This window comes from Aestuariibius insulae (genome assembly GCF_040783535.2).
Taxonomy (GTDB): domain Bacteria; phylum Pseudomonadota; class Alphaproteobacteria; order Rhodobacterales; family Rhodobacteraceae; genus Aestuariibius; species Aestuariibius insulae.
Window position 1 is genome coordinate 1,191,780 of sequence record NZ_JBFONW020000001.1, and the last position, 25,737, is coordinate 1,217,516.

21 protein-coding genes, 1 tRNA gene and 1 pseudogene are annotated in these 25,737 nt (G+C 61.5%); 11 read left to right on the top strand and 12 right to left on the bottom strand.

Translation table 11 applies throughout. The annotated features are described in order from the left end of the window. Positions 1-72: 72 nt before the first annotated feature. The 4 genes from AAD018_RS05835 to AAD018_RS05850 are packed head-to-tail and all read left to right on the top strand — an operon-like array spanning position 73 to position 3,986. On the top strand, positions 73-1,497 hold the full coding sequence (locus AAD018_RS05835) for a circularly permuted type 2 ATP-grasp protein (protein WP_367313070.1): 1,425 nt from the start codon (positions 73-75) through the stop codon (positions 1,495-1,497). After that, the gene (locus AAD018_RS05840; protein ID WP_367313069.1) at positions 1,498-2,436 is read left to right on the top strand and encodes an alpha-E domain-containing protein; all 939 of its coding nucleotides are present in this window, start codon (positions 1,498-1,500) and stop codon (positions 2,434-2,436) included. After that, positions 2,433-3,239 carry a transglutaminase family protein gene (locus AAD018_RS05845; RefSeq protein ID WP_367313068.1) on the top strand — a complete coding sequence of 269 codons (807 nt, stop codon included), beginning with the start codon at positions 2,433-2,435 and terminating at the stop codon, positions 3,237-3,239. The genes AAD018_RS05840 and AAD018_RS05845 overlap by 4 nt, the downstream gene beginning before the upstream one ends. A gap of 9 nt (positions 3,240-3,248) precedes the next feature. Beyond that, complete coding sequence (locus AAD018_RS05850; RefSeq protein WP_367313067.1) at positions 3,249-3,986, top strand: peptidase; 738 nt, start codon at positions 3,249-3,251, stop codon at positions 3,984-3,986. Here the strand turns inward: AAD018_RS05850 and AAD018_RS05855 are convergent. After that, entirely contained in the window at positions 3,983-4,900 is a 918-nt protein-coding gene (locus tag AAD018_RS05855) for a sugar kinase (protein WP_367313066.1), read from the bottom strand. The genes AAD018_RS05850 and AAD018_RS05855 overlap by 4 nt on opposite strands. A 464-nt stretch (positions 4,901-5,364) precedes the next feature. On the opposite strand from AAD018_RS05855, the gene AAD018_RS05860 reads away from it, so the two are divergent. Next, the gene (locus AAD018_RS05860) at positions 5,365-6,381 is read left to right on the top strand and encodes a hypothetical protein (protein WP_367313065.1); all 1,017 of its coding nucleotides are present in this window, start codon (positions 5,365-5,367) and stop codon (positions 6,379-6,381) included. A 39-nt stretch (positions 6,382-6,420) separates the two neighbouring features. Here the strand turns inward: AAD018_RS05860 and AAD018_RS05865 are convergent, their stop codons facing one another. The 5 genes from AAD018_RS05865 to AAD018_RS05885 all read right to left on the bottom strand — a co-directional run bounded on the left by AAD018_RS05865 (position 6,421) and on the right by AAD018_RS05885 (position 12,064). Continuing rightward, positions 6,421-8,217 carry an IlvD/Edd family dehydratase gene (locus AAD018_RS05865; RefSeq protein ID WP_367313064.1) on the bottom strand — a complete coding sequence of 599 codons (1,797 nt, stop codon included), beginning with the start codon at positions 8,215-8,217 and terminating at the stop codon, positions 6,421-6,423. Positions 8,218-8,248: 31 nt separating this feature from the next. Then, positions 8,249-8,977, bottom strand: coding sequence for a transporter substrate-binding domain-containing protein (locus AAD018_RS05870; RefSeq protein WP_367313063.1), 729 nt, complete (start codon positions 8,975-8,977; stop codon positions 8,249-8,251). A gap of 12 nt (positions 8,978-8,989) precedes the next feature. Next, positions 8,990-10,306 (bottom strand): TRAP transporter large permease, encoded by a 1,317-nt coding sequence (locus tag AAD018_RS05875; protein WP_367313062.1) that lies wholly within the window; start codon positions 10,304-10,306, stop codon positions 8,990-8,992. Positions 10,307-10,442: 136 nt separating this feature from the next. After that, entirely contained in the window at positions 10,443-10,997 is a 555-nt protein-coding gene (locus AAD018_RS05880; RefSeq protein ID WP_367313061.1) for a TRAP transporter small permease subunit, read from the bottom strand. 59 nt (positions 10,998-11,056) lie between these two features. Then, on the bottom strand, positions 11,057-12,064 hold the full coding sequence (locus tag AAD018_RS05885) for a TRAP transporter substrate-binding protein (protein WP_367313060.1): 1,008 nt from the start codon (positions 12,062-12,064) through the stop codon (positions 11,057-11,059). A 138-nt stretch (positions 12,065-12,202) separates the two neighbouring features. On the opposite strand from AAD018_RS05885, the gene gntR reads away from it, so the two are divergent. Further along, a complete protein-coding gene (gntR, locus tag AAD018_RS05890; protein WP_367313059.1) occupies positions 12,203-13,231 on the top strand; it encodes an HTH-type transcriptional regulator GntR in 1,029 nt (342 codons plus the stop codon). Positions 13,232-13,275: 44 nt separating this feature from the next. Here gntR and AAD018_RS05895 read toward each other — a convergent pair whose 3' ends face one another. Together AAD018_RS05895 and AAD018_RS05900 are read right to left on the bottom strand one after the other, a co-directional pair. Continuing rightward, positions 13,276-14,817 (bottom strand): alanine/glycine:cation symporter family protein, encoded by a 1,542-nt coding sequence (locus AAD018_RS05895; protein ID WP_367313058.1) that lies wholly within the window; start codon positions 14,815-14,817, stop codon positions 13,276-13,278. An 11-nt stretch (positions 14,818-14,828) separates the two neighbouring features. Next, entirely contained in the window at positions 14,829-15,266 is a 438-nt protein-coding gene (locus AAD018_RS05900; protein ID WP_367313057.1) for a universal stress protein, read from the bottom strand. Between the two features lie 361 nt (positions 15,267-15,627). Between AAD018_RS05900 and AAD018_RS05905 the strand changes: the two genes are divergently transcribed. The 3 genes from AAD018_RS05905 to AAD018_RS05915 all read left to right on the top strand — a co-directional run bounded on the left by AAD018_RS05905 (position 15,628) and on the right by AAD018_RS05915 (position 18,576). Further along, positions 15,628-15,975, top strand: a complete 348-nt coding sequence (locus AAD018_RS05905; RefSeq protein ID WP_367313056.1) for a hypothetical protein — start codon at positions 15,628-15,630, stop codon at positions 15,973-15,975. Between the two features lie 79 nt (positions 15,976-16,054). Then, positions 16,055-17,422: an MbnP family copper-binding protein gene (locus AAD018_RS05910; RefSeq protein WP_367313055.1), complete on the top strand. Its 1,368-nt coding sequence runs from the start codon at positions 16,055-16,057 to the stop codon at positions 17,420-17,422. Next, positions 17,419-18,576, top strand: a complete 1,158-nt coding sequence (locus AAD018_RS05915) for an MbnH family di-heme enzyme (RefSeq protein ID WP_367313054.1) — start codon at positions 17,419-17,421, stop codon at positions 18,574-18,576. Before AAD018_RS05910 ends, AAD018_RS05915 begins: the two co-directional genes overlap by 4 nt. A 104-nt stretch (positions 18,577-18,680) precedes the next feature. Here AAD018_RS05915 and AAD018_RS05920 read toward each other — a convergent pair whose 3' ends face one another. The 4 genes from AAD018_RS05920 to AAD018_RS05935 form a co-directional block, all read right to left on the bottom strand. Continuing rightward, on the bottom strand, positions 18,681-19,244 hold the full coding sequence (locus tag AAD018_RS05920; protein WP_367313053.1) for an RNA 2'-phosphotransferase: 564 nt from the start codon (positions 19,242-19,244) through the stop codon (positions 18,681-18,683). 15 nt (positions 19,245-19,259) lie between these two features. After that, positions 19,260-20,300, bottom strand: a complete 1,041-nt coding sequence (locus tag AAD018_RS05925) for a hypothetical protein (RefSeq protein ID WP_367313052.1) — start codon at positions 20,298-20,300, stop codon at positions 19,260-19,262. Positions 20,301-20,498: 198 nt separating this feature from the next. After that, a tRNA-OTHER gene (locus AAD018_RS05930) sits at positions 20,499-20,635 on the bottom strand. Between the two features lie 384 nt (positions 20,636-21,019). Further along, positions 21,020-22,576 (bottom strand): vWA domain-containing protein, encoded by a 1,557-nt coding sequence (locus tag AAD018_RS05935; protein WP_367313051.1) that lies wholly within the window; start codon positions 22,574-22,576, stop codon positions 21,020-21,022. Between the two features lie 174 nt (positions 22,577-22,750). On the opposite strand from AAD018_RS05935, the gene rtcR reads away from it, so the two are divergent. Then, positions 22,751-24,328, top strand: a complete 1,578-nt coding sequence (gene rtcR, locus AAD018_RS05940; RefSeq protein WP_367313050.1) for an RNA repair transcriptional activator RtcR — start codon at positions 22,751-22,753, stop codon at positions 24,326-24,328. Between the two features lie 588 nt (positions 24,329-24,916). Further along, positions 24,917-25,729 (top strand): annotated as a pseudogene (locus AAD018_RS05945) (IS5 family transposase). Positions 25,730-25,737: the final 8 nt, after the last annotated feature.

Consider the following 25,737-nt stretch of genomic DNA (forward strand, 5'->3'; position numbering starts at 1 on the left):
GCGAGCCTGTGATCCCGAGGGATATCCGTGGTTTGCGTTGTGAAACGCATGGCGCGCGGTTAGCCTGACCGAATGAATGAAGACCGTCACTTCGACGAGATGTTCGGTCGGGGGGAGCATCCCCGGCGACCGTATCAGGACTTTCACCAGTGGTTCGATGCAGAGGATCCCAGCCGGCTCCGCAAGAAGGCACAGCAGGCGGAGGAGCTGTTTCGCCTGACCGGGATCACCTTCAACGTCTACGGGCGCGAGGAGGCAGGAGAGCGGCTGATCCCGTTCGATATCGTCCCCCGCATCATCTCGGGCGCGGAGTGGCGGAGGCTCTCGAAGGGTATCGAGCAGCGCGTGCAGGCGATCAACGCGTTTTTGCATGACATCTACCATCGCCAGGAGATCCTAAGGGCCGGACGCATCCCGGCCCATCTGATCGCGCAGAACGAGGCGTTTTTGCCCAAGATGATCGGGGTGGAGCCACCCGGAAAGGTTTACACCCACATCGTTGGGATCGATCTGGTGCGGACCGGCGAGGACGAGGTTTATGTGCTGGAGGACAATGCGCGCACGCCGTCGGGGGTGAGCTACATGCTCGAGAACCGCGAGACGATGCTGCAGATGTTCCCCGAGCTCTTCTCGCAAAACCGGGTGCAGCGGGTCAGCAACTACCCGAAACTCTTGCATAAATCGCTGTGCCGCAGTGCGCCCGATAGTGCCGGACGGCATCCTGTTGTGGCGGTGCTGACGCCGGGGATTCACAATTCGGCCTATTATGAGCATTCCTTTTTAGCCGATCAGATGGGGGTGGAGCTGGTCGAAGGGCACGATTTGCGGGTCATCGACGGGCGCGTCGCGATGCGCACGACGCGGGGCTACAAGGCGATCGATGTGCTGTACCGGCGCGTGGATGACGACTTTCTCGATCCGCTGAACTTCAACCCTGACAGTGCGCTGGGCGTGCCGGGGATCATGGATGTCTACCGCGCGGGCGGGATTACCATTGCTAACGCGCCGGGGACGGGTATTGCCGACGACAAGGCGATCTATAGCTACATGCCGGAAATCGTTGAGTTCTATACCGGCGAGAAGGCCTTGCTGAAGAATGTGCAGACATGGCGATGTTCCGAAAAGGACGCGCTGGCCTATGTGCTCGACAACCTCTCCGATCTGGTGGTGAAGGAAGTCCATGGTTCGGGCGGCTACGGGATGCTGATCGGGCCGACCGCCTCGAAGAAGGAGTTGGCGGAGTTCCGGGCAAAGCTGGAAGCCAAACCCGGCAACTATATCGCGCAGCCGACGCTGAGCCTGTCGACCGTGCCGATCTTTACCAAGGCCGGGCTGGCCCCGCGCCATGTCGATCTGCGGCCCTTCGTTCTGATGAGCCCGGGCGGCATTGAGATCACGCCGGGCGGGCTAACGCGGGTGGCGCTGAAGAAAGGATCGCTTGTCGTCAATTCCAGCCAGGGAGGCGGCACCAAGGATACCTGGGTGCTGGAGGAATAGATGCTGGGGAAAACGGCAGGCGGGGTCTATTGGCTCTTTCGGTATCTGGAGCGCTCTGAGAACACGGCGCGTCTGGTTGATGCGGGCCAGAGGATTGCGCTCACCCGGTCGTCGGACGCGGATGCCGAATGGGAGTCGGTGCTGTCGGCCGCCATGGTGCGGGATGCGTATCTGGCCAAGCACGAGACCTTCAAACAGGATACGGCCATCGATTTTCTGCTCCGGGATCTCGATAATCCGTCGAGCGTGCGCAGCGCCATCCATGCCGGGCGCGACAATGCCAAGACGGTGCGGACCGCGCTTACGCGCGAGGTCTGGGAGGCGGTGAACGAGTGCTGGATGGTGCTGTCGCCCCTGCTGGAGCGGAAGGTTTCCTTGCGCGAGCTGCCCGATGTGCTGGGCACGATCCGGCAACGATCGGCCTTCGTGCGTGGGGCGCTCCACGGCACGATGATGCGCAACGAGATCTACAATTTCGCGCGGATCGGCACGTTTATCGAACGGGCTGACAATACCGGGCGCATCCTCGATGTGAAATACTACGTGCTGCTGCCCCATGCGATCGCGGTGGGCACATCGCTCGATAATGTGCAGTGGGAGACGATCCTGCGGTCGGTTTCGGCCGAAGGGGCCTATCGTTGGGCTTACGGGCAGGATGTGGAGCCGCGACAGATCGCCGATTTCCTAATCTTCGACGGGCGCATGCCCCGGTCGCTGCTGTTCTGCACCAGCAAGATCGGGGAGAACCTGCGCTACCTGTCGGATGACGGGCACGGGACGGACAGTCTAGATGTGTCGGATGCGCTGAGGCGCCTGCTGAAGGATACGGATATCGACAGCGTGATTGAACTGGGTCTGCATGAGTTCATCCAGAATTTCATCGAGACGATCAGCGCGCTGGGTCAGCGGATCGAGCTTCAATACAGGTTTCACGGATGAACACACTCGCGATCACACACCGGACCACCTATCGCTATGACCAGCCTGTCACCTTTGCCATGCAGCAGCTTCGGCTGACGCCGAAAAGTCATAACGGGCAGCGGATCCTTGACTGGGACATCACCGTCTCCGGCGGGGAGTTGCAGCTGGAATTCGAGGACGAGCATCGTAACAGGGTTCAGCTGTGCAATGTTGACACCTATGCGACCGAGATCGTCATCGAGAGCCGGGGGACGGTTCAGCTTGAGGAAACCAACGGTATTCTGGGCACCCATGGGGGCTATGTGCCGCTGTGGCTTTTCAAGCGGGATACCGGAATAACGCGGCCCGGCAAGACGATGCGGGCTCTGGTCAAGGAGATCGGGAGCGAGGGCCTGCCGCTGGACCGGCTACACGCGCTGTCCGAGGCGATCCGGGACAGCGTGAGCTATGAGACAGGGCAGACAGGCGCGGACTGGACCGGTGAAGAGGCGGCGGTTGCGGGGCGCGGCGTGTGTCAGGATCATGCGCATATCTTCGTCGGTTGCGCGCGGATGATGGATATCCCGGCGCGATATGTTTCGGGCTATCTGATGATGGACGACCGGGTGGAGCAGGACGCGACCCATGCCTGGGCCGAGGCCTATGTCGAGGGGCTTGGATGGGTCGGTTTCGATATCTCGAACGGTATTTCTCCCGATACGCGCTACGTGAGGGTCGCCACGGGACTTGATTACAACGAGGCTGCGCCCATACGTGGGACGAGATTCGGCGCGGGCGAGGAAGAGCTCGACGTGACCGTTTCCGTGCAACAGCAGCAGTAGGACGAGTTCATGACATATTGTGTGGGGATGAGGCTGGATCAGGGCCTTGTTTTCATGTCCGATACCCGGACAAATGCCGGGATCGACAACATCTCGATCTTTCAGAAGCTGCACACATGGTCGATCCCGGGAGAACGGGTCGTCACGGTCATGACCTCGGGCAATCTGGCGACGACGCAGGCTGTGATCTCCATGCTGGACGAGCGGATGAAGGCTCCGGTCGAGCGCAGCCCGAGCCTTCTGGAAGCGCCGTCGATGTTTCAGGTCGCACGGATGATCGGCGAGACGGTGCGCGACGTCATTGCCGAGTACAAGGGCGCGGCGCAGCAGTCCGAGGGGGTCTTTGACGCCACGATCATCGTGGGCGGCCAGATCAAGGGCAGCGCGCCGCGACTGTTCCTTGTTTATCCCGAGGGAAATTTCGTTGAGGCCGGGGACGATACGCCGTTTTTCCAGATCGGAGAGACGAAATACGGACGGCCCATTATCGTGCGGGCCTACCGTTCGGACATGTCCTTTGAGGAGGCGACGCGGCTGTTGTTGGTGAGTTTCGACTCGACGATCAAAGCGAACCTGTCGGTCGGGCCGCCGCTGGATTTGCAGGTCTATGCCAAGGACAGCTACGAGGTCGGCTTCACGCGGCGGTTCGAGGCGGAGGACGACCTGATCCGCGAGGTTTCGTCTCGGTGGGGCGAGGCTTTGGGTCGCGCCTTGGAGAGTTTGCCGATGCCGGAATTCGACCTTTAAGTGGTCTGAGGCATCCGGGCCAGGACATCCTCGGTGACCGGGATCGGGCTGACCGCGCCGTGGCCTGTGACTGAGATCGCGGCGGCAGTCGTGGCATAGGCTGCGGCGTCGCGAGGGGTGTCTCCGGCGGCGAGACGGGCTAGGAAGGTGCCGTCGAAACAGTCGCCCGCACCGGTGGCATCGACCGCCTCGACCTTGAGCGGCAGCAGGTGGGTTATCGTCTTGTTATCAGAGACTAAAGTGCCCTCCGCCCCCATGGTGAGAGCGACGATTTCAGGGCCCAGATCGTGGTAGAGAGCGATGATGGCTTCGGGGTCTAGGAGGCCGGTGAGCTGTTGCGCGTCGTCGAGGCCGGGCAGGGCGATATCGGTGATCTTCAGTGCCCGCTCGATCTGGGTTTGCGCTTTGTCCAGCGGCCAAAGCTTGAGACGAAGATTGGGGTCGTAGGAGATGCGGGCGCCGGCCTCTTTCGCGATTTGCGCGGCAAGGAGAGCGGCCTCGTTCGATCTGTCGCTGATGGCTTGGGTGATGCCCGAGAAATGCAGGATCTTTGTCTTTTGCAGCGGCTCTTTGGGCAGGGTTTCGGGCGCGAACTGCGCGGCAGCAGAGCCTGCGCGCCGGTAGTCGAAGACATGACCTTGATCGGTTTGGCGTATGAAATAAAGGCCTGTGGGAGCGTTGCGGTCTGTTTCGGTGTGGCTGTGATCGACGCCTTCGGTGCTCCAGAGATCGCGAAAGCTTTGCCCGAAGCCGTCGTCGCCGAGCCGGGTGACGATCCCGGCTTTCGCGCCTTGGCGGGCGGCGGCGATGGCGACGTTCGAGACGTCTCCGCCATGGCCCGAGCGCCAGTCGTCACCGGAGATATGAGCGAATTCGAAGAGCGGCTCGCCGAGGGTCAGAAGGTCGTAAGTCATGCCCATTGATCGCGCCGCTTGGAGAGGGCGGCAAGGGGAAAGGGGCGGGTGCGCGGAGAATGGTTAACGATTCTTTTGGGGCGGAATCGGGGGTTCGGTATCCGGTCGGTATTGCGTCGGTATCTGGTCGGTGGATTGCAGGAGCGCTTCGGGGTTAACGGGGCGATCTGTCGCCATCAGGCGCAACGGGATGGGAAAGCGAGGCGCGCGCCAGGCCCAATGCGATCCCGAAGCGTTTCGGTCCGAGATTGCGGCATCAGGTTCAGGCGGCAGTCACCCGCAGGGGAGCCCTGCTCGGGACGGTGGAGGCGGGGTGGGGGCGCGGGCCATGCTTTGGCGAGCTGAGCAGCTTTCACTTGTGAAGCCATTTGGACCGACTATAGAGTTCAGCCCAGACGCTATTCAAAGATTTGAGATTTCAAGCGGTAGATCTATCGCGCCCAAAGTAAGAGAGAACAAGTAATATGGCCCTGTCCCAAGACCGTGGTGGTCGTAAGCTAACGGCCGGGGAAATCACCCTGCTTCGCGAAATCTTCGCCACCGGTGTGATCTTCGATCTGGTTCGTATTCATAATGGCTATATCGATGATGAAGCGAAGAAGGATTTTCCCGGACGCTCCCATGCTTCTGGCAACGATATCTATCTTGTCGGCGATGACTGGCGAGACGATCTGTCCGAAAGCGAAAAGCCGAAGCATATGGCCACGCTGGTTCATGAGGTAGCTCATATCTGGCAACATCAGAACGGGATCAAAAGTGCGCTCGAAGAGAGCGATCACCACAATCTTACTTTATCAGACCATTACGAATTTATGGGCGATATATACTGGAACAGACTACAGCGAAAGATCAAGGAGCTTCAAAGGAAGTACGAAGGCCTTACTAAAGAAGCAGCTACAGATAGCATTGCTGCAAAGGACTGTGTCCTTATCGATAAAATGCATAACGCGTTTGAGAAAGAATATTATTACAACACGCTCTACAAGAAGGACAAGGGAGAATACTGGGAGGCAGAAGCATGGGATCCTGTGTTCGAGTTTGGGCCACAGCCTGAATACCAAACCGCGTGGGCTATCTATTCCAACGATCGGTTCCTGTCGCATCTCGGTGCAGCCGCACAGCCCAGAGTAGGCGAGCGACTCTCCGATTTTCTTTGGCGCACCAGCACATTTGTTCAGGGTCGGTTTAAGACGAAGAATAAACTGGTCGATGCAATGCGAGACGCGGCGTTCGACGATACCCATGAGCATCATTCGTCTCTCAGCGATTACAATTATATGATGCAAACGCCGGGGTCGGTTTCCTTTTTGACATTGCGAACGGAAGCACAGGCGCAGCTTGTTACGGATTATTTCCTGATTAAACGCGGCCACGATCCGAGAATCGTCATGTCTGGCGGTGATCTTCGTCCCCGCCCGCCTTTGAGCTTCTATAAATCGATCATTCCTTTTCTTCCGCAAGCACAGCCTTTTCGCAATTAGGCATTTCGCGCTTTACGCGGGAGAGATGACTTCCGGTCTCTAGTGATTATTCCGCGGCAACCCCTTTGAGGCGATGTCGCGGAAATCGGGGGCTCCGTCGAGGACCATGCCATCGGCGAAGGGTTTGACCTTTTCGCGGAAGAGGGCCTGCCAGGGGGTTTGGCTGTCAGGGGAGGGGAAGCCTCCGGCGGCCTCGAGGGTTTGGCGGCGAGAGGCGAGGGCGTCTTCGCTCACCAGCATGTCGGCTTTGCGGGCTTTGAGGTCGACGCGGATGCGGTCTCCGGATTGGAGGAGGGCGAGGCCGCCTCCGTCTGCGGCCTCAGGCGAGGCGTTGAGGATCGAGGCGCTGCCGGAGGTGCCCGATTGGCGGCCGTCGCCGATGCAGGCCATGGCGTGGACGCCCTTCTTGATGAGGTAGGAGGGCGGGCGCATGTTCACGACTTCGGCGCCGCCCGGATAGCCCTTGGGGCCCGCGCCGCGCATGACGAGGATGGCGTCCGGCGTGATACCCAGGGCGGGATCGTCGATGCGATGGTGAAAGTCCTCGGGGCCATCGAAGACGACGGCGGGCCCTTCGAAGGCGTCGGGATCGTCGGGATTAGACAGGTAGCGGTCACGGAATTCGGCGCCGATGGCCGAGGTTTTCATGATGGCGCTGTCGAAGAGATTGCCGGAGAGGTTGAGAAAGCCCGCATCGGTCTTGAGCGGCTTCTCGGGGCTGAGGATGACCTCTGCGTTGTGGACGGGGGCATTTTGATAGGTCTCGCCGATGGTCTTGCCGGTGATGCAGAGTGCGTCGGGGTGGGGCAGCAGGCCCGCGCGGAGAAGCTGGCCGATGACGGCGGGGACGCCGCCGGCATGGTGGAAGTCCTCGCCGAGGTAGTCTCCGACCGGCTGGAGGTTCACGAGGAGGGGGATGTGGTGGCCGATCCTCTCCCAGTCGTCGTTGGTGAGCGTGATGCCGAGATGGGCGGCCATGGCATTGAGATGGATGGGCGCGTTGGTCGAGCCGCCCAGGGCGGAGTTGACGACGATGGCATTCTCGAAGGAGGCGCGGGTCATGATCTGGGCGGGACGGCGGTCTTGCATCACGGCCTCAACGGCGGCTTTGCCGGTGTGATAAGCCATCTGCCCGCGCTCTCGATAGGGGGCGGGGATGGCCGCCGAGCCGGGGAGCTGCATGCCGAGCGCCTCGGCGAGCGAATTCATCGTGGTCGCGGTGCCCATCGTGTTGCAGTAGCCCGTCGAAGGGGCGGAGGAGGCGGCGATCTCGAGGAATTCGGCGGCGTCGATTTCGCCTGCGGCGAGGCGCTGGCGGCTTTCCCAGATGACCGAGCCGGAGCCCGCGCGCTTGCCCTTGTGCCAGCCGTTGAGCATCGGCCCGACGGAGAGCGCGATGGCGGGGATGTTGACGGTGGCGGCGGCCATCAGGAGGGCTGGCGTGGTCTTGTCGCAGCCGATGGTCAAGAGGACGCCGTCGATCGGGTAGCCGTAGAGGATCTCGACCAGGCTAAGATAGGCGAGGTTGCGGTCGAGCATCGCGGTGGGGCGCTTGCCGGTCTCCTGAATCGGGTGGCAGGGGAATTCGAGCGGCAGGCCGCCCGCGTCGCGGATCGCCTGAGCGGAGCGCTTTGCCAGATCGACATGGTGGCGGTTGCAGGGCGAGAGGTCGGAGCCCGTCTGCGCGATACCGATGATCGGGCGGTTGGAGCGGAGCTCTTCAGGAGTGAGGCCGAAGTTGAGATAGCGCTCGAGATAGAGCGCGGTCATCTCGGGATCGGCGAGGTTGTCGAACCAGGAGCGGGAGCGGAGAGTGGGGGTGTCGGCGGAGGTCATGGGGCGGGGTCCTTTTGCGCGCTGGCTTGGGTCACCTTTGGCGGTTGTGCGGAGGGCTCACAAGGTCGATCTCGGCATCGGTGAAGCCGTAGCCCGCCATCATGCGTCGGTGGTCGGGGCTTCCGAGGTATTGGGACAGGATTTCATTTGCCCGGTCGAGCAGGTCCGGGCGGGAGAGGGCGACCGCGAAGGCGCCATAGGCGGGGGCCTTTTCCGAGCTAGGGACCGCTACGACCTCGAGCGGTTTGTCGGGATGGCCGGCCAGAAAGCCTGCATGGGCCCGGGCCACGCTGGCATAGGCGGAGACAGTCCCGTTCTCGACCGCTGCGGCGGCGTCTTCATAGGTCTCGAAGGCGGTGATGCGGCTTTCGGGGAGGCCGAGATCGCGGGCGGTGCGGTGCTGGATCTGGTCCCGAATGACCGCGAGGGTGCCGTTGGCCGTCTTGGCCAGCGACCGGTAGCCGGTGATGGCGTGCGGGTTTCCTTCGGGCACCAGCAGGCCATCCGGAAGCGCCCAGATCGGACGGGTGAAGGTGGCGATCTTGCTCCGCTCTTCGGAGGAGAAGAGGCCGGTGGTCATCTGCCAGTCGCCACGGGTCAGACCCGGCAGGAGGTCGGCGAACTCGGTTTGTACCGGGGCAAACTCCTCGTCGTTGATCTGTTTAAAAACGTGCCGGGCCAGATCGATATCGCATCCGGCGAGCGTGCCGCTCTCATTGTGATAGTTGAACGGGGGCTCGATGATGTAGGCGAAGGTCATGTCTGGCTCTCCTTATCCCCCCGCGATCGCGGGGAAGGCGATGAGGATCGCGAGGGCCAGAATCTGCAGACAGATGAAGGGGAGGAGGGAGCGGAAGATCTCTCCCAGCGAGATGTCGGGCGGGGTGACGGACTTGAGGTAGAAGGCGGCGGGGCCGAAGGGGGGCGAGAGGAAGCTGACCTGCATGTTCATCGCGAAGACGACGCCGAACCAGACGGGATCAAGGCCCATCTCTCGGATGATCGGCACGAAGATCGGCATGGTTAATAGCGCGATGCCGACCCAGTCGAGGAACATGCCGAGCACGAACAGGATCGCCATCATGAAGAGGACGACGATGGTGGGATTGTCCGAGATGCCGGTGATGAGGCCTGAGACGAACTGGATGCCGCCCATCAGGTTGAAGACGCCGACGAGGGCGGAGGCTCCGATGCCGATCCAGACGATCATGCCGACGGTGGCGAGCGTTTGACGGGCGGCGCCCATCAGTAGGGTGAGGGAGAATTCGCCCCGGATGACGGTGGAGAGCGTGACGCCGATGACGCCGATAGCGGAGGCTTCGGTGACGGATGCGATGCCGCCGTAGATCGAGCCGAGAACGAAGATCACCACCATGATCGGCAGGATCAGGCCTTTGAGGAGGCGGAGCTTTTCGGCGGTTGGGATCTCTCCCTGTTCGGGGATCGGGGCGATGCTGGGGTCGAGATAGGCGCGGATCAGGACGTAGGCGACGTAGAAGCTGGCCAGCATCAGGCCGGGGATGAAGGCGGCGGTGAATAGGTCTCCGATCGAGACCGACGCGGTGAGGCCGTAGATGATGAGCACGATCGAGGGCGGCACCATCGTGCCGAGCGCGCCGCCCGCGCAGCAGACGCCGATGGCGAGCCGCCGGTCGTATCCGAGGCGCAGCATTTGGGGCAGCGCGAGGAGGCCAAGGAGGACGACTTCGCCGCCGATGATGCCGGACATGGCCGCCAGGATGACGGCGACAAGCAGCGTCTGGATGGCGACGCCGCCTCTGAGCCGCCCTCCGACGACGCGCATCGCGTCGAAGAGGTCGCGGGCGATGCCCGAACGGTCGAGGATCGCGGCCATCAACACGAACATCGGGACGGAGACGAAGACGAAGGAATTGACGAAGGAGAAGATGCGGGAGGTGATCAGCGGGACGGCCATGGGGCCGAACCAGCCGAGCGCAAAGATCAGCGCGACGAGCAGGGTGACGAAGGCCAGCGGCATGCCGGTGAGCAGCAGGCCGATGAGCATGACGAGCATGGCGAAGGTCGCCCATTCGATGCCCATGGCGGAGAGGTCGGGGAGGAGGTCCATCAGGGGTGGGCCGTGGGTTTGGGAGCGATAAGCGGAGGGCAGCGTCCGAGCCTGGGGGAGCGTGAAGCGCCCTCCCATGGGGAGGGTCGGGCGCTGCCCGGCGGTGCCACCGGGCATAAGGTCTGGCCGAGCTGTCTCACTGGCCTTTGCCGCGCGCGTAGTTGATCGCGAGGATCGTGAACTGGATCGCCAGCAAGATTAGGACGACGAAGAGAAAGAGTTTCAGCAGGCCCGGTGTCGGCGGATCCCAGGCAGAGCCGGTGGTCTCGAAGCGGATGTCTCCCGCCGGGGTCCAGACTGCGCGGGCGACGGAGGTCCACATCGCGGCGGCGAAGGCTGCCGAGGACAGGGCGCAGACGATCGAGATGACGACGTTGAAGATCCGGCGCAGGCGGCCCGAGAGCTGGTCGTAGATCAGGACGACGCGGATATGCGCGTCGCGCGCGGCGACATAGAGCCCGCCGAAGACGAAGGCGGCGGCGTTCAAGAAGATGACCATCTCGTGCGCCCAGATCGTGGGTCGGTTCAGACCGTAGCGCAGGATCACCTCCAGAAAGAGGATGCCGGCGGAGGCGAGGATGCCGATGGCGAAGATCACGCCGATGGCGTTGATCGCCCGGCCATAGAGCCCTGCCGCTTCGGCGGAGCCGGGATCTTCGCGTGCGGGAAGGGGATCGGGCGTGTCGGTCATGGCGAGGCTCCGGGACGAAGCGGCGGCGCCCCCCGGGGGAGGCGCCGCCGGTTTGGAGCCTAGTTCAGCAGGCCGTTGGATTCGAGATAGGCGGTGAGCGTGTCGTAGACCTTCTGCGAGGCGTCCGAGGCTGAGGCTGCCTTTTCCCATTCGGTGGTGGCGATGGAGCGGAAGCGGGCGCGTTCCTCGGCGGGCCAGTCGTGGATCGTGACCTCGCCCGAAGCTTCGGCTTCGGCGATGGCGGCCTGATCGGCCTCGGCCAGCGCCTCGACCTGCATGGTGGCAAAGTCTGTCACGCTTTGCTCGAGCGCGGTTTGCAGATCTTCGGGCAAGGCGTCCCACTTGGCCTTGTTCATCGAGACCTCGACAAGGGGCATGGAGTGAAAGCCCGGATAGACCGGGTGAGTGGCCACGTCATGCATGCCCTGGGCGTGGTTGGTCGAGAAGACCGTGTAGTCGGCGGCATCGATCACGCCTTTGTCGAGCGATGTGAAAACCTCAGATCCCGGCAGGTTGACCGGGGCGGCGCCCGCGGCGGCGAAGACGCGCTGCACCATGCCTTCGGGGGCGCGCATCTTGAGGCCTTGGAGATCGTCCACACCTTCGAGCGGGACCTTGGAGAGGAAGGATTCCAGCCCCGGCGTGGTCGCGCCGATGAACTGGAGCCCGTAGGGGTTAAGCATCTCGTTCATCAGCTCCTTGCCGCCGCCACTCTCCATGAAGTCGAACATTTCCTGCGGGTCGGACCACGCGCCCACGGGGTTGGCGATGAGGCCGAAGGCAGGCTCCTTGCCCGCGAAATAGGAGGTGTCGGTGAAGTGGCCGTCGAGGATCCCGGCGGCGACCGCGTCCTGCGTTTCGGTATGGGCGACGATGGTCTCGACCGGCAGAAGCTCGACCGTGACGCGGCCGTCGGTCAGCTCGGAGACGCTTGCGGCCCATTGCTGCTGAAGCTGGAAATTGGCGTTGCCCGCGGGGTCGGATGACTGGAAGCGGAAACTGTGATCCTGGGCGCTGGCGGTTGAGGCCAGAACGGCAAGCGCTGTGGCGATGAATGTGGCACGCATGGTGCATCCTCCCTGATGTCGTGTTCGGATCTTGGGCGATCCGATTGAATGTTGGTTAATGATTGCGCAATCATAAGTCAAACCGCGAGATGCTCCAAAGGGTTTGCGGATCGGGTTTCTTGCTGTATTTCAAAGCAGATGAAGGAGATCGATCCCAAACGTAGCGCGGTGACCATGGTCGATGTGGCCGAAGCTGCCGGTGTTAGCGCGATCACCGTCTCGCGGTCGATTCGCCGTCCCGAGCTGGTGTCGGAGGAGGCGCGGCTGCGGGTCGCGGCGGCGATCGAGCGGCTGGGCTATGTGCCCGATGCGGCGGCCTCCGCGCTGGCGTCGAAGCGGACGGATGTGGTGGGGCTCTTGGTGCCGTCGCTGACCAACAGCGTCTTTTCCGAGGTGCTGCGCGGGATCTATGACGCGGTCGAAGAGACGCCTTACAGCGTGCAGATCGGCAATTTCCGCTATAGCCCGTCGGGGGAAGAGCGGTTGATCCGGACCTTCCTCCGGCAGAAACCGGCGGGGATGATCGTGGCGGGGCTCGATCAGACGGACAGCTCGCGCGCGATGCTGGAGAGGGCCGAGTGCCGGGTGGTGCAGATCATGGATCAGGGACCCGCGCCTGTGGATTTGGCGATTGGGTTTTCCCATCGGGACGGGGCGGTTTCGGCTGTGGAGCATCTGCTGGAGCAGGGCTACGAGCGGATCGGATTTATGGGCGCGCGGATGGATCCGAGATCGCAGCGGCGGCTAGCGGGGTTTACCGAGGCGCTGAAGGCGCGAGGTCTGTTCGAGGCGCGGCGGGTGGTGACGACGCCTGCGGCGTCGACCGTGGGTCTAGGCGGGCAGCTTCTGGGGGATCTGCTGGCGCGCGCGCCGGAGGTGGATGCGGTTTTCTGCAACAATGACGATCTGGCGGCTGGTGCCTTGCTGGAGGCCGCGCGGCGCGGGATCGAGGTGCCCCGGCAACTGGGGATCTGCGGGTTCAACGATCTGGAGATGAGCCGGTTTCTGAACCCCGCGCTGAGTTCAGTGGCAACGCCGCGCTACCGGATCGGGCGAGGAGCGCTGGAGCTGCTGATGCAGGTGATCGATGCGCCCGAGGAGAAGCCGGAGGCCGTGGATCTGGGGACCGAGATCAAGGCGCGCGCGTCGACGGCGCGCCGGGGGTAGGCGCCGGTCAGGAAAACCGATCCGGCGCCGTTTTGAGCGTCGCCCTAGTGGACGAACTTCTTGATCTCGCCGGATTTCAGCCGCTCCTGATAGCTGCGCAGCTCGCGGCGGACGATAGGCATCAGGAAGTAGAGGGCGAGGATGTTGACCAACGCCATCGAAAAGATTGCTGCATCCGAAAAGCCAATAACCGCATCGAGCTCTGCCGCCGCTCCGACGATAACAAAGAGGCAGAAGATGACCTTGAAGATGAGCTCCTTCGCCTTGCCTTCGCCGAACATGTAGGTCCAGGCCTTGAGGCCGTAATAGGACCACGAGATCATCGTCGAAAAGGCGAAGAGGATTACCGCGATCACCAACACGTAGGGAAACCAGCTGAACGCGCTTTCAAAGGCGGCCGAGGTCAGCGCGACGCCGGAAGTGCCGCCCACGGTCTGGATCGCGCCTTCGCTGATAAGATAGTTGCCGGTTTCGGCATCTATCATCAGCTGGCCCGAGATCGTAATGACCAGCGCGGTCATCGTGCAGATGACGACCGTATCGATGAAGGGCTCCAGAAGTGAGACGAAGCCTTCGGTAATCGGCTCTTTGGTGCGGACCGCCGAGTGGGCGATGGCCGCCGATCCGACGCCCGCTTCGTTGGAGAAGGCGGCGCGGCGGAAGCCCTGGATCAGCGCGCCGATGGCGCCGCCGACGATCCCGGTATCGGTAAAGGCGCCGCGGAAGATCTCTCCGAAGGCCCAGCCGATCTGATCGAAATTTATCAGCAGGATCACGAGGGCCGCGCCGACATAAAGAACGCCCATGAACGGAACGACCTTTTCAGTGACGCGGGCGATGGATTTGATCCCGCCGACGATGACAGCAAAGACGACCAGCGCCATAACGGTGCCAGTGATCCAGCCCGGATAGTCTCCGGTGACCCCGATGATCTGAGCATGGGCTTGGTTGGCCTGGAACATGTTGCCGCCGCCAAGGGCGCCCAGGATGCAGAAGATCGAGAAGAGGATGGCGAGAAATCCGCCGCCGGGCAGGTTTCGTTCGGCAAAGCCTTTCTTCATGTAGTACATCGGGCCGCCCGAGACGGTGCCGTCGGGATATTCGTTGCGGTATTTCACGCCGAGCGTGCATTCCGTGAATTTGGAGGCCATTCCGAGAAGACCCGCGAGGATCATCCAGAAGGTCGCGCCCGGCCCGCCGATGCCGACGGCGACGGCGACGCCCGCGATATTGCCGAGGCCGACCGTGCCCGAGAGGGCGGTGGTCAGGGCCTGAAAGTGACTGACCTCTCCGGCATCGTCGGGATCGGAATAGTCACCTTTGACAAGCTGGATCGAATGGACGAAGGCGCGGATCTGGATGAAGCCGAAATAGATCGTGAAGACGCTGGCCGCGATGACGAGCCAGAGCACGATCCACGGGAAATCCGTGCCGGGCAGGGACGAGAAGATGAAGCCGACGAAGGGGCCTGTGGCGGCAGCGAAGGCGTCGTTGACGCGTTCGTCGATGCCCGGGGCCTCCTGGGCATGGGCTGCGGCGGTGCAGAGCGCGAGGGCGGCTGCGGTGAAAGCTGTTTTGTATGTCACTGGAACGCTCCTCATCCGACGACGGTCACGGGGACGGTGGAATGCATCACGAGATTGGCTGTCGAGGAGCCGAAGATCCGGCGGATCATTCCTGTCTCGGACGTGCGGGCGACGACGATCTGGTCGGCCTTCTCCTGCTTGGCAACCCGGTCGAGCGTTTCGGCCACGTCGCCGTGCTTGACGATGCCGCGTATTGGTATGCCTTCATCAGCGAGCCGGTCGAGAGCGGGCTGGATGATGCGGCTTTGAGCGGCGGAGATCTCTTCCTCGCGGCGCTTGTGGCGTTCTTCGTTTTCTTCGGGGGTCTGGAAGGTGAAGGGCGACCACTCGATCACGTAGACGAGGATCAGCTCGCAGGATCCGATCTGACCGGCGAGTTTCTTAGCATAATCGACAGCGCGGTTTCCTGAACCGCCTCCGTCAAGTCCGACGACAATTTTCGCGCTCATGATGTACCTATGTCTTGGGATGTTCCTTTGGATGTCGGGGCGCGACCGCGCTGCGCCCGGAGGGCGGCCCGTCTCCTGACCCGGGCCCTGTCGCGCGACGGGAGGATCCGAACGGCGGATCCGATGGGGGAACGGAGGCCTGTCACGCCCGAAGCACGGTCGCCTCGGGACCACCGCACGAAGGCGCGATCCAAGAAGCTTACCCGATTCAAGGGCTTAAACCAGATTTAATTTTGAGCCGCGATTTTGGGCAGCAGGATTGGCAGGACGATGCAGGTGGAAGCGATGCCGGATCCGGATTTCGCCGGGCTGCGACACGCTAGCGGTTTTCACCCGCGCGGGAGTGGCATAGATTGCCGCCATGCGAGGAAGACCGCTCCTTTCCGGCCTGCTGGCCCTTGGGCTTGTGCTGTTTGTCAGCCTGGCGAGCGCCTGGACTGCGCCCGCGCGCGCGGAGGCGTCGAGCGAGCTGCGTGCTGTCTATGCGATGGGGCTGGCCGCTGCGGATTATTGCGGTGAGCTTGGCGGTGGGGGTGATCATTGCCCGCTGTGCCGTCTTCTTGACGAGGCGTCCGGTCCGGCGCCGTTTGCCGCGCTTGTGGATCTGGAAGGCCCGGATGCTGCGGGCGCGGTTCTGCGCGTCGCGTGGGCCGAGGATGCGCGCGGTTCGGGGCGGCATCGGCAGCGGGCACCGCCGGAAATCGGCTGACGCGATCCCGTCCCGGTTCATGGGACATCCTTTCCTATCCCGCCCCCTCGGGGAGCACGCTTCATTCAAGGAGGGCGCCATGCGCTCAATCTCTCTTGTCGCGGGTTTTGCCTGCAGTCTTGCGACGCCTTTGGCGGCGCACGAGTTCTCGACCGGTGATCTGGTCATCGGTCATCCCTACAGTTTCGAGACGACCGCCACGGCGATCAGCGGGATCGGCTATCTGTCGATCACCAATGAAGGCGACACGCCCGACCGCCTGCTATCGGTCGAGGCCGAGTTCGAGCGGATCACGCTGCACCGGACCGAGATCGACGATGCCGGTGTCGCGCGGATGCTGTCCCAAGAGGACGGGATGGAGATCGCCCCGGGCGAGACGCTCGTGCTGGAGCCCGGCGGGCTGCACATCATGTTCATGGGGCTGGGCGGCGATCCGTGGGAAGAGGGAGAGAGCTTTGCCGCGACGCTGAATTTCGAGCAGGCGGGGCCGGTCGAGGTCGTCTTCAACATCGAGACCCGCGACGGCGCGATGGAGGAGATGGATCACTCGCAACACGAGATGGACGGCGAGGCGGCGATGGACGTGCCCTTCTCCATGACGTTTCAGGCTATGGCGCAAGGGGCGCTGGTCGATTGCACCTCGCAGGTTGCGGGACTAGGCCCTAAGGGCGACATGACCGTCGGGATCAATGATCTGCGGTTTTATGTCAGCAATCTGAGCTTTCGGGATGCGGACGGCACGGCCTATCTCGCGGTGCTGGAGGAGACACCGTTTCAGCTCGTTCATTCCGCAGGCAGCGTGGCTTTGGTCGATCTGACGGCGAATACGGACGGGACCTGCGCGCCCGGCTCCGTCAGTTTCGGGGAAGGGACGGCGCGAGTGAATGAGGCCGTCACCGGATCCGTCGCGGTAGAGGGGATCACCGAAGTCAGCTTTGACATCGGCGTGCCCCAGTCGGTGATGCAGGCGGTGATCGCGGGCGGCACCGCCGAGGATGCGCCGTCGCCGCTGGCCGAGATGTACTGGAACTGGGCATCGGGCTATCGGCATTTCGTGCTGAACCACACGGTTGATGTTGCCGATGGCACCTATGGCGAAGGCTATATCCATATCGGATCGGGCGATTGCGGGCCTGCTGAAGGCAAGGCGCTGACGGACCGGGAGCGCTGCGGGTATCTCAATACCGCGCAAGTGGTGCTGCCGGTGTCGGATCCATCGGATCTGCGGGTGATGCTGGATCTGGAGGCGGTTCTAGAGGGCCTCGATTTTCAGGCGCCGATCATGAACATGGAAACGCGCGAGGTCCTTGGCATGCAGCCGGGCACAAGCTGCCACAGCGCGAAGATGCAGCAGGATTGTGCGACGATCTTTGATGCGTTCGGGATCGATCTGAACAGCGGTGAAAGCGATGCTTCGCGGAACATGGTCTTCAAGGTGATGGAATGAGCCGGTTATGGGCGGGCTGGACGGGAGCGATGCTTCTTTTAAGCGCCGCCACCCTGACCGCGCAGACCGGGGCGGAGGAGGCCGAGCTGCGCGGCCTTCTTCACCTGCCGGACCATGTCGAACTGCCGGCGATCCCGGATTACAACCCGCTGACGGCAGAGAAGATCGCGCTGGGCCGGGAGCTGTTCTACGATACGCGTCTGTCGGGCAACCAGACGCAATCCTGTGCCAGTTGCCATTTGCCTGAGCTGGCCTTCAGCGATGGGGTGGCGCGGTCCGAAGGCTCGACCGGGCAGATCCATCCGCGCAACTCGCAGTCGCTGGCCAATGTCGCCTGGTTTTCGCAATTGACCTGGGCCAGCCAGTCGCTGGTCACGCTGGAAGAGCAGATCCACATTCCGATCCGGTCGGAGCGGCCGGTCGAGCTGGGCGTGAACGATGCGAACGCGGCCGAGGTTCTGGCCCGGTTCGACGACGATCCCGAGATGGCACGCCTTTTTCGCGACGCCTTTCCGCAGAGCGAGACGGGGGCGAGTTTCAACAAGATCAGCTTTGCGCTGGCGAGTTTTTTGCGGACCATGACCAGTTTCGACAGCCGCGCCGACGCCTTCGCGCAGGGCGATCTGTCCGCTCTGACGGAGGAGGAGCAGCTGGGGCTAGCGCTGTTCAACGGCGAGCGGCTGGAATGCTTTCACTGCCATAGCGGGCCGACGCTGACGACGGCCTATATGGACGACACTTCGGATCCTGCCTCGCGGCCGTTCATGTTCTTTTCCAACGGTCTTTATAATGTCGGCGACACGGGGGATTACCCGGTCGATAATCAGGGGCTGTTCGAACAGACGCAGAACCCGAGGCATCGCGGTCTGTTCCGCGCGCCGAGCCTGCGCAACATCGCGTTGACGGCGCCCTATATGCATGACGGCAGCCTTGCGACGCTGGAGGAGGTCGTGGACCATTATGCGGCGGGAGGGCGGCATCTGGCGGAGGGGCCGTTTGCCGGGGATGGGCGGCTCAATCCCAACAAGTCGCATTTCGTGCGCGGCTTCGAGATCAGCCCGGCCGAGCGGGCCGCTTTGATCGCGTTCCTGGAGAGTCTGACGGATGAAGCCTTTCTCGTCAGGCCGGATCTGCTGCCCGCCGCGGGTGAGTGATCTGCTGGAGGTTTGAATGGGATGGGCGGAGGCCGGGTTCTCTGGGCGGGCCGCGGCTTGGGGATGTGAGGAACAAGCTCCGCGACTTGTTACGGTTTCTCTTTTTAAGGTTCGGGATTCGGGTCGTCGTCTTGCCTTAGATATCCGGCTGGTACGTGATCGGTTAGCCAGACCCCGTTTTCGGCCTGATAAAAGCGGAAGCCGTCCGCCACCATCGCGGCGGCGTCGAGGATCAGAACGACCGGTTTTCCATGCCGCCGTCCCACCCGGATCGCGGTGTCCCGATCCGCAGACAGGTGGACCTGCAGACGCCTTTGAGGGAGCAGGCCATCTGCCCGGATCTGTGCGAGGTGGCTTGCGGCGGTGCCATGGAACAGGATCGCGGGCGGCTCCCTCGGCTCAAGCCCAAGGTCCACGGGCACCGAATGTCCCTGCGCCGCACGGAGACGCGCACCGTCTTGCGATAGGGTAAACCTCTTTTTGTCGCTTGTGCGGACGATGTGCTCCAGATCTGCGCGCGAAAGGGGGTGCCCGTTTGCGGCGAGCCGCTCCAGCAGGTCGTCGACGGCGACCCAGCCTTCGGCGTCGAGGGTGATCCCGATCGCTTCGGGGGCGTGCCTGAGGACCTGCGACAGCAGGCGGCTGGTTTTCTGTATGTTCGTGGTCATCTCATCTTCATATCTTTAAGACCGGGTAGGGCTGCTTTGAACGCTATCGATTTCTTCCGGATGGGCGGACCATTTCTTTGTGGAATACGTCATCCGTTCGCGGACAGTCCGGGCCCGATCCTGCAACAAGGTTTGCGCGAGATCGCCGTGCTTCGCTATGCCGTTGGAGATGAAATACTCTGCGGCAAGGCACCTGACTTTGGCGCTTTTGTCGTTGCATGCCGATCTCAGGATCATCGCACGGCACTGGGACGAGACGGGGACGGGTCGGCTGTCATAGAGCGCCCGTCGGCGGCCGAGATTGTAGACCCGGTCTTCCCAGACCCAGTCGTAGCCGACATGCCATTTTGCCCGACCTGTCAGCACGGTGTCGCAGGCCACTGCCCGGACAAAAGCCGACTTTGCGCGCATTGCGAGTTCAGGCAGCATCCAGTCGTGGTCCGGATGGCGCAGCAACTGCCGCATGGTTTTCGCGAGCGGGCCGTATTGGCTTGTTTTGAGCATCATCTTGACGGCTGCCGGCCATTTGGGAAGCGCTTTGAACCGAGGCAGGACATCTGCCCCGCCACGCCCCCAATGGGGGACCCGTGCCAGAAGAAACAATGCCAGTTGGGCAATTTGCCTGTCGTTAAGCTGTGATAGGCTATCGTCCAGCCGCTTGAACGCGGCTGTTCGAACGACCGCGCTCCAATCGTTGCACCGCAAGAGCAACATGGTCAGCGCTGCAGGATCCTTCATCGGAGCCCACCTGACGGCCAGTTCCCGCATTTGCCCCGATGGAGCATGCAGCGCCATCAGGGCATATTGCGGGTGGTCCCGAAAAAGGCGCGTCGGATCCACGTGTGATCGCCGCGAAGAAAGACGCGAGATCCAACTGTCCGAAGCTAGGACGTGATACCGGACGGCATCTCGAAAGATGGGATCCAGCTTTGCGATCTGAAACGGCGTATAGGCTTCTCGCCGAGCCTCGAACCGGCGCATGGCCAAGGGGGTGACTTGCCCGTTCATCCCTTTCCATGCAGACCGAAAGGCCTCACCTTCTTTTTGCTTGTCCATTTTAAGGTCTCTTTGTTCTCGTTGGTCGCGTTGCAATGACATGAGCGCATCTGCTGGGACTGGTCTTTCGAGCATAGCGGTCTGGCGGACTCGTTGAGGGAAACCGCAGAACGCAGCCCGGTCCGCTTCGATTGATCTGACCCGGGCGACAAGAATCTGGTGAAACGTTACGTGCTCTACCGACTGAGCTACCCCGCTTGGCGGCGGGGGTGGGGTTCGAACCCACGACCACGACAGTTATTGTGTAGTTCCACCAAGGCTTCGCCCGGGAGTGTTCAGGTCTGGCAACAAGGGTTTGGCGAAACGAACTGCTCTACCGACTGAGCTACCCCGCCTAGTGGCGAGGGCGGGGCTCGAACCCGCGACACGATGTAGTTCCACCGGCATTTGCCAGGCAAGATTTCTTCGGGTCCGGCGACAAGGGGAGGTGAAACGTTTTTTGCTGAGCTACGCCACTTGCATGACGGCGGGGTTTGAACCCGCGACCTCCGATCCCGTGACCGGCGCTCTACCCTGTAGTTCCACCGGCATTCGCCGGGATAGCTTCCTTTCCATTCGATCGGTGTCCTGCGGCCCTTTGGACACCGGGACGGTTTTGCGGAGGCAGGACGTTCGGTCCGGATCTCCGAGGAGCTTCTTGGGTCGGATCAGGCGGACATTCTTTGGCAAGGCAGGGTCCTGTCCCGCATCCCCTCAGGCTGTCCGCCTGATCCGGTTATTCAGACCTCGACGGCCTCGATTTGGCCGACCCAGTGGTCCGGACCCATCTCGCCGCCTGCAAATGCCGCGATCTGGTCAAAGACCGTGTCCGAAAACCCGCCGATATTCAGCACATCGGCTCGGTCCTTGACCTGGGTGGTCCCATAGGGGGCGATGTCGATGCAGACCAGTCTGGCCTTCGGATTCCTCTGCTTCAGCTTTTCCCAAGCTTGCATCATCACCGTCCCACGGTTGCCATATTTGCTGTGCGCCCAGGACTGATTGTCCGAGACGATGATCACCAGATCCGGGGTGCGCCCTTTCTCCAGCACCCATTCGAGCGGTGCCGCACAGTTGGTCCCGCCGCCACCCAAAGCCGCCAGGCGTGCCGCATTCGTCAGGACCGTGTCGCGCGGCTCAAGACGTATGTCGCGCACCGTCACCTCGAACGGCAGCACCGTCGCCTGCGGGTTGCGCCGCAGCACTGATGCCGAAACGAGGCCGGCCACGTGGACGAACCGGGTCGCCGTGGTGGCTCCTTTGCGGTAGCCGGTTACAGGACCGGCCATGGAACCGGACACGTCCGGAGCGACCACGATCTGGCCTTGCAGCTTTGGCACATTGCGCACCGAAAGCTCCATCGCCTCATGCAGCGCTTCCCTGATCTCTTCTGGCATCTCGGCTGACATGGCCTGATAGGCCGTCATCAGCTGATACGGGAAGACCCGTGCCCTCGCGATCAGATCCGGATCCCGCAAACGATCTGCGATCATCCGGCGCATCTTCGGCAGAGCCAGAACCCCGTGCCGCAGGAACGTGTTCAGGTTCATGCGGGTCATCTGCCAGGATGCCGTTTCAGCGATCTGGGCCCAGTGCATTGTGGACAGATCAAGCTGCGTCAGCATCTGGAACGGGGCATCCGGCAAACGGCCTTTCCCCGTCTTCTTGAACCGCAGGAAATCCTGCACGTTGTCTGGCAGCAATGCGATGTCGCACGGCTTTGAGAGAATCCAGGCGAAAAGCGCCTCGCGGGCGGCATTGCCCGGTTTGGGATGCACCATCTTGATCACGTCGGCCAGCGACGGGTCATTCCCGACATTGGCCTGCAGGATTGCGCGATCCGGCGCGTCGATCAGCCAGTTGGCAACCATTCGCTTTGGTGCGGATCCCAGCGATGTCCGCCCGGCCTGGCCCGACCGCATGATCTGCACGAAGGTGCGGAGCATCTTGCCGTTGTCTACCACACGTCCGAAGACCTGCCGGAATAGGATCGGATCGCGGGCCGACAGGACTGCCAGCAGCAGGGCAGGCATATCCTTCATATGCCCCTGCTTGCGGGTATAGATTGCCGCCTTCGCCAGGAAGGACGGATCGACCTTGCGTGCCAGACCAAGCGTGCGAGAGAGCTCTTGCATCGGGTCCTGATAGACCGTCCGCCCGAACGTTCCGGTCATCGCGATCTGTGCCAAGGCATGCCCATCGGAATAGGTGTAGGCCGGTGCCCCCGCCAGGTTCCTGGCGGTCCCTGCCGGAGACAACGGACCCTTCATCGATGCAAACACGGATTTGTTTGCCATTTCTCTTATCCTTCACTCATTGGTGAGGACGTTTTGCCGGATCGGATCGATGCCGTGAAGAAAAACCGATATTCACGTAAGACTTTGATTTTGTACCGTAAATCCAGCTCGCCGGATAAAGATACAGATTTTTAAGATTTACACATATCGTAGTTTATACATATGGATAGCGATATGAAGAAGAACGTTGTTATCGGCTTTCTGGGGACGAATCTGGATGCGGGAAAGCGACGGCGCTGGCGTCCTTCTGTACAGATTAATGATCATCCTGACTTTCCTGTCGCGCGGCTCGAGCTGCTCCATAGTCGCCGTTGGCAGGGGCTCGGTGCAAAGATCCGGGCAGATATCGAAGCGAGACATCCCGGAACAGAGGTGCTGCTGCACCAGATGGAGATCCGGGATCCTTGGGATTTCGAAGAGATGTATGGAGCGATGTTCGACTTCGCCCGCGACTACGGCTTTGACGACGAGCGGGAAGAGTATCACGTTCACCTGACGACCGGCACACATGTGGCGCAGATCTGCTGGTTTCTGCTGACCGAAGCCCGCCATATTCCGGCGAAGCTGGTCCAAACCGGACCACCGCGTCAGGACGAGGAGGGGCCGGGCTCTTTGCAGATCGTTGATCTCGATCTGTCGAAATACAACGCCCTGCAGCAGCGGTTCGACCTTGTCACCAAGGAATTCAATACGCTTTTGAAGGGCGGGATCGACACCAGAAACCCGGCCTTCAACGCAATGATCGACCGGATGGAATTGGTAACCTCGAATTCGGACGCGCCGCTGCTGCTGATGGGACCGACGGGAACCGGCAAGTCGAACCTTGCCGGGCGGCTTTACGAACTGAAGCTTCAGCGCCGTCGGATCAAGGGGCGGCTTGTCCATGTCAATTGCTCGACCCTGAAGGGAGAGAGAGCGATATCGACTTTGTTTGGCCATCGAAGGCAGGCCGTCCCAGGGGCCGGCGCTGACCGCCGCGGCCTGTTGCAGGAGGCCGATGGCGGAGTGTTGTTTCTCGATGAGATCGACGAGCTGGGGCTGGATGAACAGGCGATGATCCTGCACGCGGTCGAGACGGGGACCTATCTTCCGCTTGGATCCGACTATGAAGTGACTAGCCGCTTTCATCTGATCGCGGGCGCAGGGCGGGATCTGGCAAGGCTTGTGGCTGAAAACCGGTTCCGCGCCGATCTGTTCGCCCGTCTTAATCTATGGACCTTTACGTTGCCCGCATTGCGCGACCGCCCCGAAGACATTGCGCCGAATATTGCGTTCGAGATGGATCGGATGGAACAAGAGCTTGGTAGCCGCATCACGTTCAATGCAGATGCGCATGCAAGCTATCAGAGGTTCGCGACCGATCCTGGAACGCTATGGCCCGGCAATTTCCGGGATCTGGGGGCCTCCATCCAGCGGTTGTGCACCCTCGCGCCGCGCGGGCGGATCACCCAATCGATGGTGAGCCACGAGATCGAAACGCTCAAGGGGATCTGGCACGATGCCAGTCGCGATCCCGATTTGCAGCTTCTTGCATCGGTGATGGGCGAGGCGGCAACCGGTATCGACGAGTTCGATCGCGTTCAGCTGGCTGCGGTCATACGGATCTGCCGGGCTTCCGCGAGCCTCAGCGCGGCGGGGCGCCGCCTTTTTGCAGCATCCCGGTCGCAGAAGGCGAGTCGGAACGACGCGGACCGGCTGCGAAAATACCTCGACCGCTTCGGTCTGAATTGGGCGGCATGTCAGGAGGAGTAGCATAGTCGATAGCGGCTCTGAGGGCCTCCCTGACGGCTAAGGAGCTTGTTTGCTCACTATAGCCGCTCACAGCCTACGGCGCTCAGTGACTCTCTCTGAGCCTTTACGCCGTTTCTCTGATCCACTGTAGATGTCCGTGCATATCCGATGAGCATATTCGTCCCTTTCTGTCTGCCATTGATGTCTAAGAGCTTGTGATGGCGGGTCTGCCAAAAGGCGGACACCACTCTATAATCAGGCTATCGCCCCACAGCTCAGCGCTGACACAAGGCTAAGATCTATTGGCAGGGTAGAAGAAGTACGATCGAAGGGATCAATAGGGGTCCCAGGGGGTGGGGGTCTTCAGAAGATCGGCTTCGAAAAAGCTGGTCCCTTTATCAGTTATTATTGTTCAATTTTGATGGTTGGATCTTGAGGAGCATCATTGGTTAAGTCTGACAGGGAAGGAGAGAGGCAGCCCGCTTCTTATGGAAGGTAACGGGTATGGGGCGGAGAGCAGCGGTTAGCCGCGTCACTTACAAATTGAGGGTCAGGACCAATGATTTCTGCGTGGTGGCGTAACTCATAGTTCGAAAATGCACGGTGAACATGTCTGATTTTTTCTGGCGCATGGCTGCGCAGATGATGCGTGTTGCGCCCTTTTCCCGACGTCCCACTGCAAAACTCGTATTAATGATCGACCTGTTTTGAGTGGGATTGTTTTCATCAATCGCAACGTCTTACGGTGGCGTAGTGCCGTTGCTGCCTATGGGACGCATAAGATACTGTACAACCGTTGGGAACGGTGGAGGTGAGTAGCTGACGCTATTGGTATAAAGGAGCCACGAACAGGGTGTCTTCGCCCGGGTAATGGCGGGTCTGGCCGCCGAGCACAGCAAGAAAAAGACTGTGACGATCGATGCCACCTCCCTGAAAATCCATCGAACAGGATGAGCGTCCAAAAAAAAGGGAGGCGCGGACGCCTATTTGGTCGGACAAGGGGGGCCTGAACATTAAGCTGCACGCTATCTACGACAGAACAGCCATAGAATTGCCATTGCTCCGAGCGACAATTGCAAGGGCCGGCCATTGAACCTGTTCATTACGGAAGGTCAGGTCAGAGGTTACATCGAAGCGCGAGCATTGCTAAGCAGCCTGCCGAATGTCGACTGGCTGTTCAGGGACCGCGGATATGATGCCGACTGGTTCAAGGAAGCGTTGAAAGACAAAGGGATACATGCCTGCATCCATTGTCGAAAGCAGTGAAAGACCCCGGTCAAATACGACAAACGGCGCAATCGGATTGAGATCATGTTCAGCAGGCTCAAGGGTTGGTGGCGTGTCACAACACGGTACGACCGTTGTCCGAAGATCGTTCTCTCAGCCATCATTCTTGCGGCGACCGTCATCTATTCGCTATGAACCCTGAA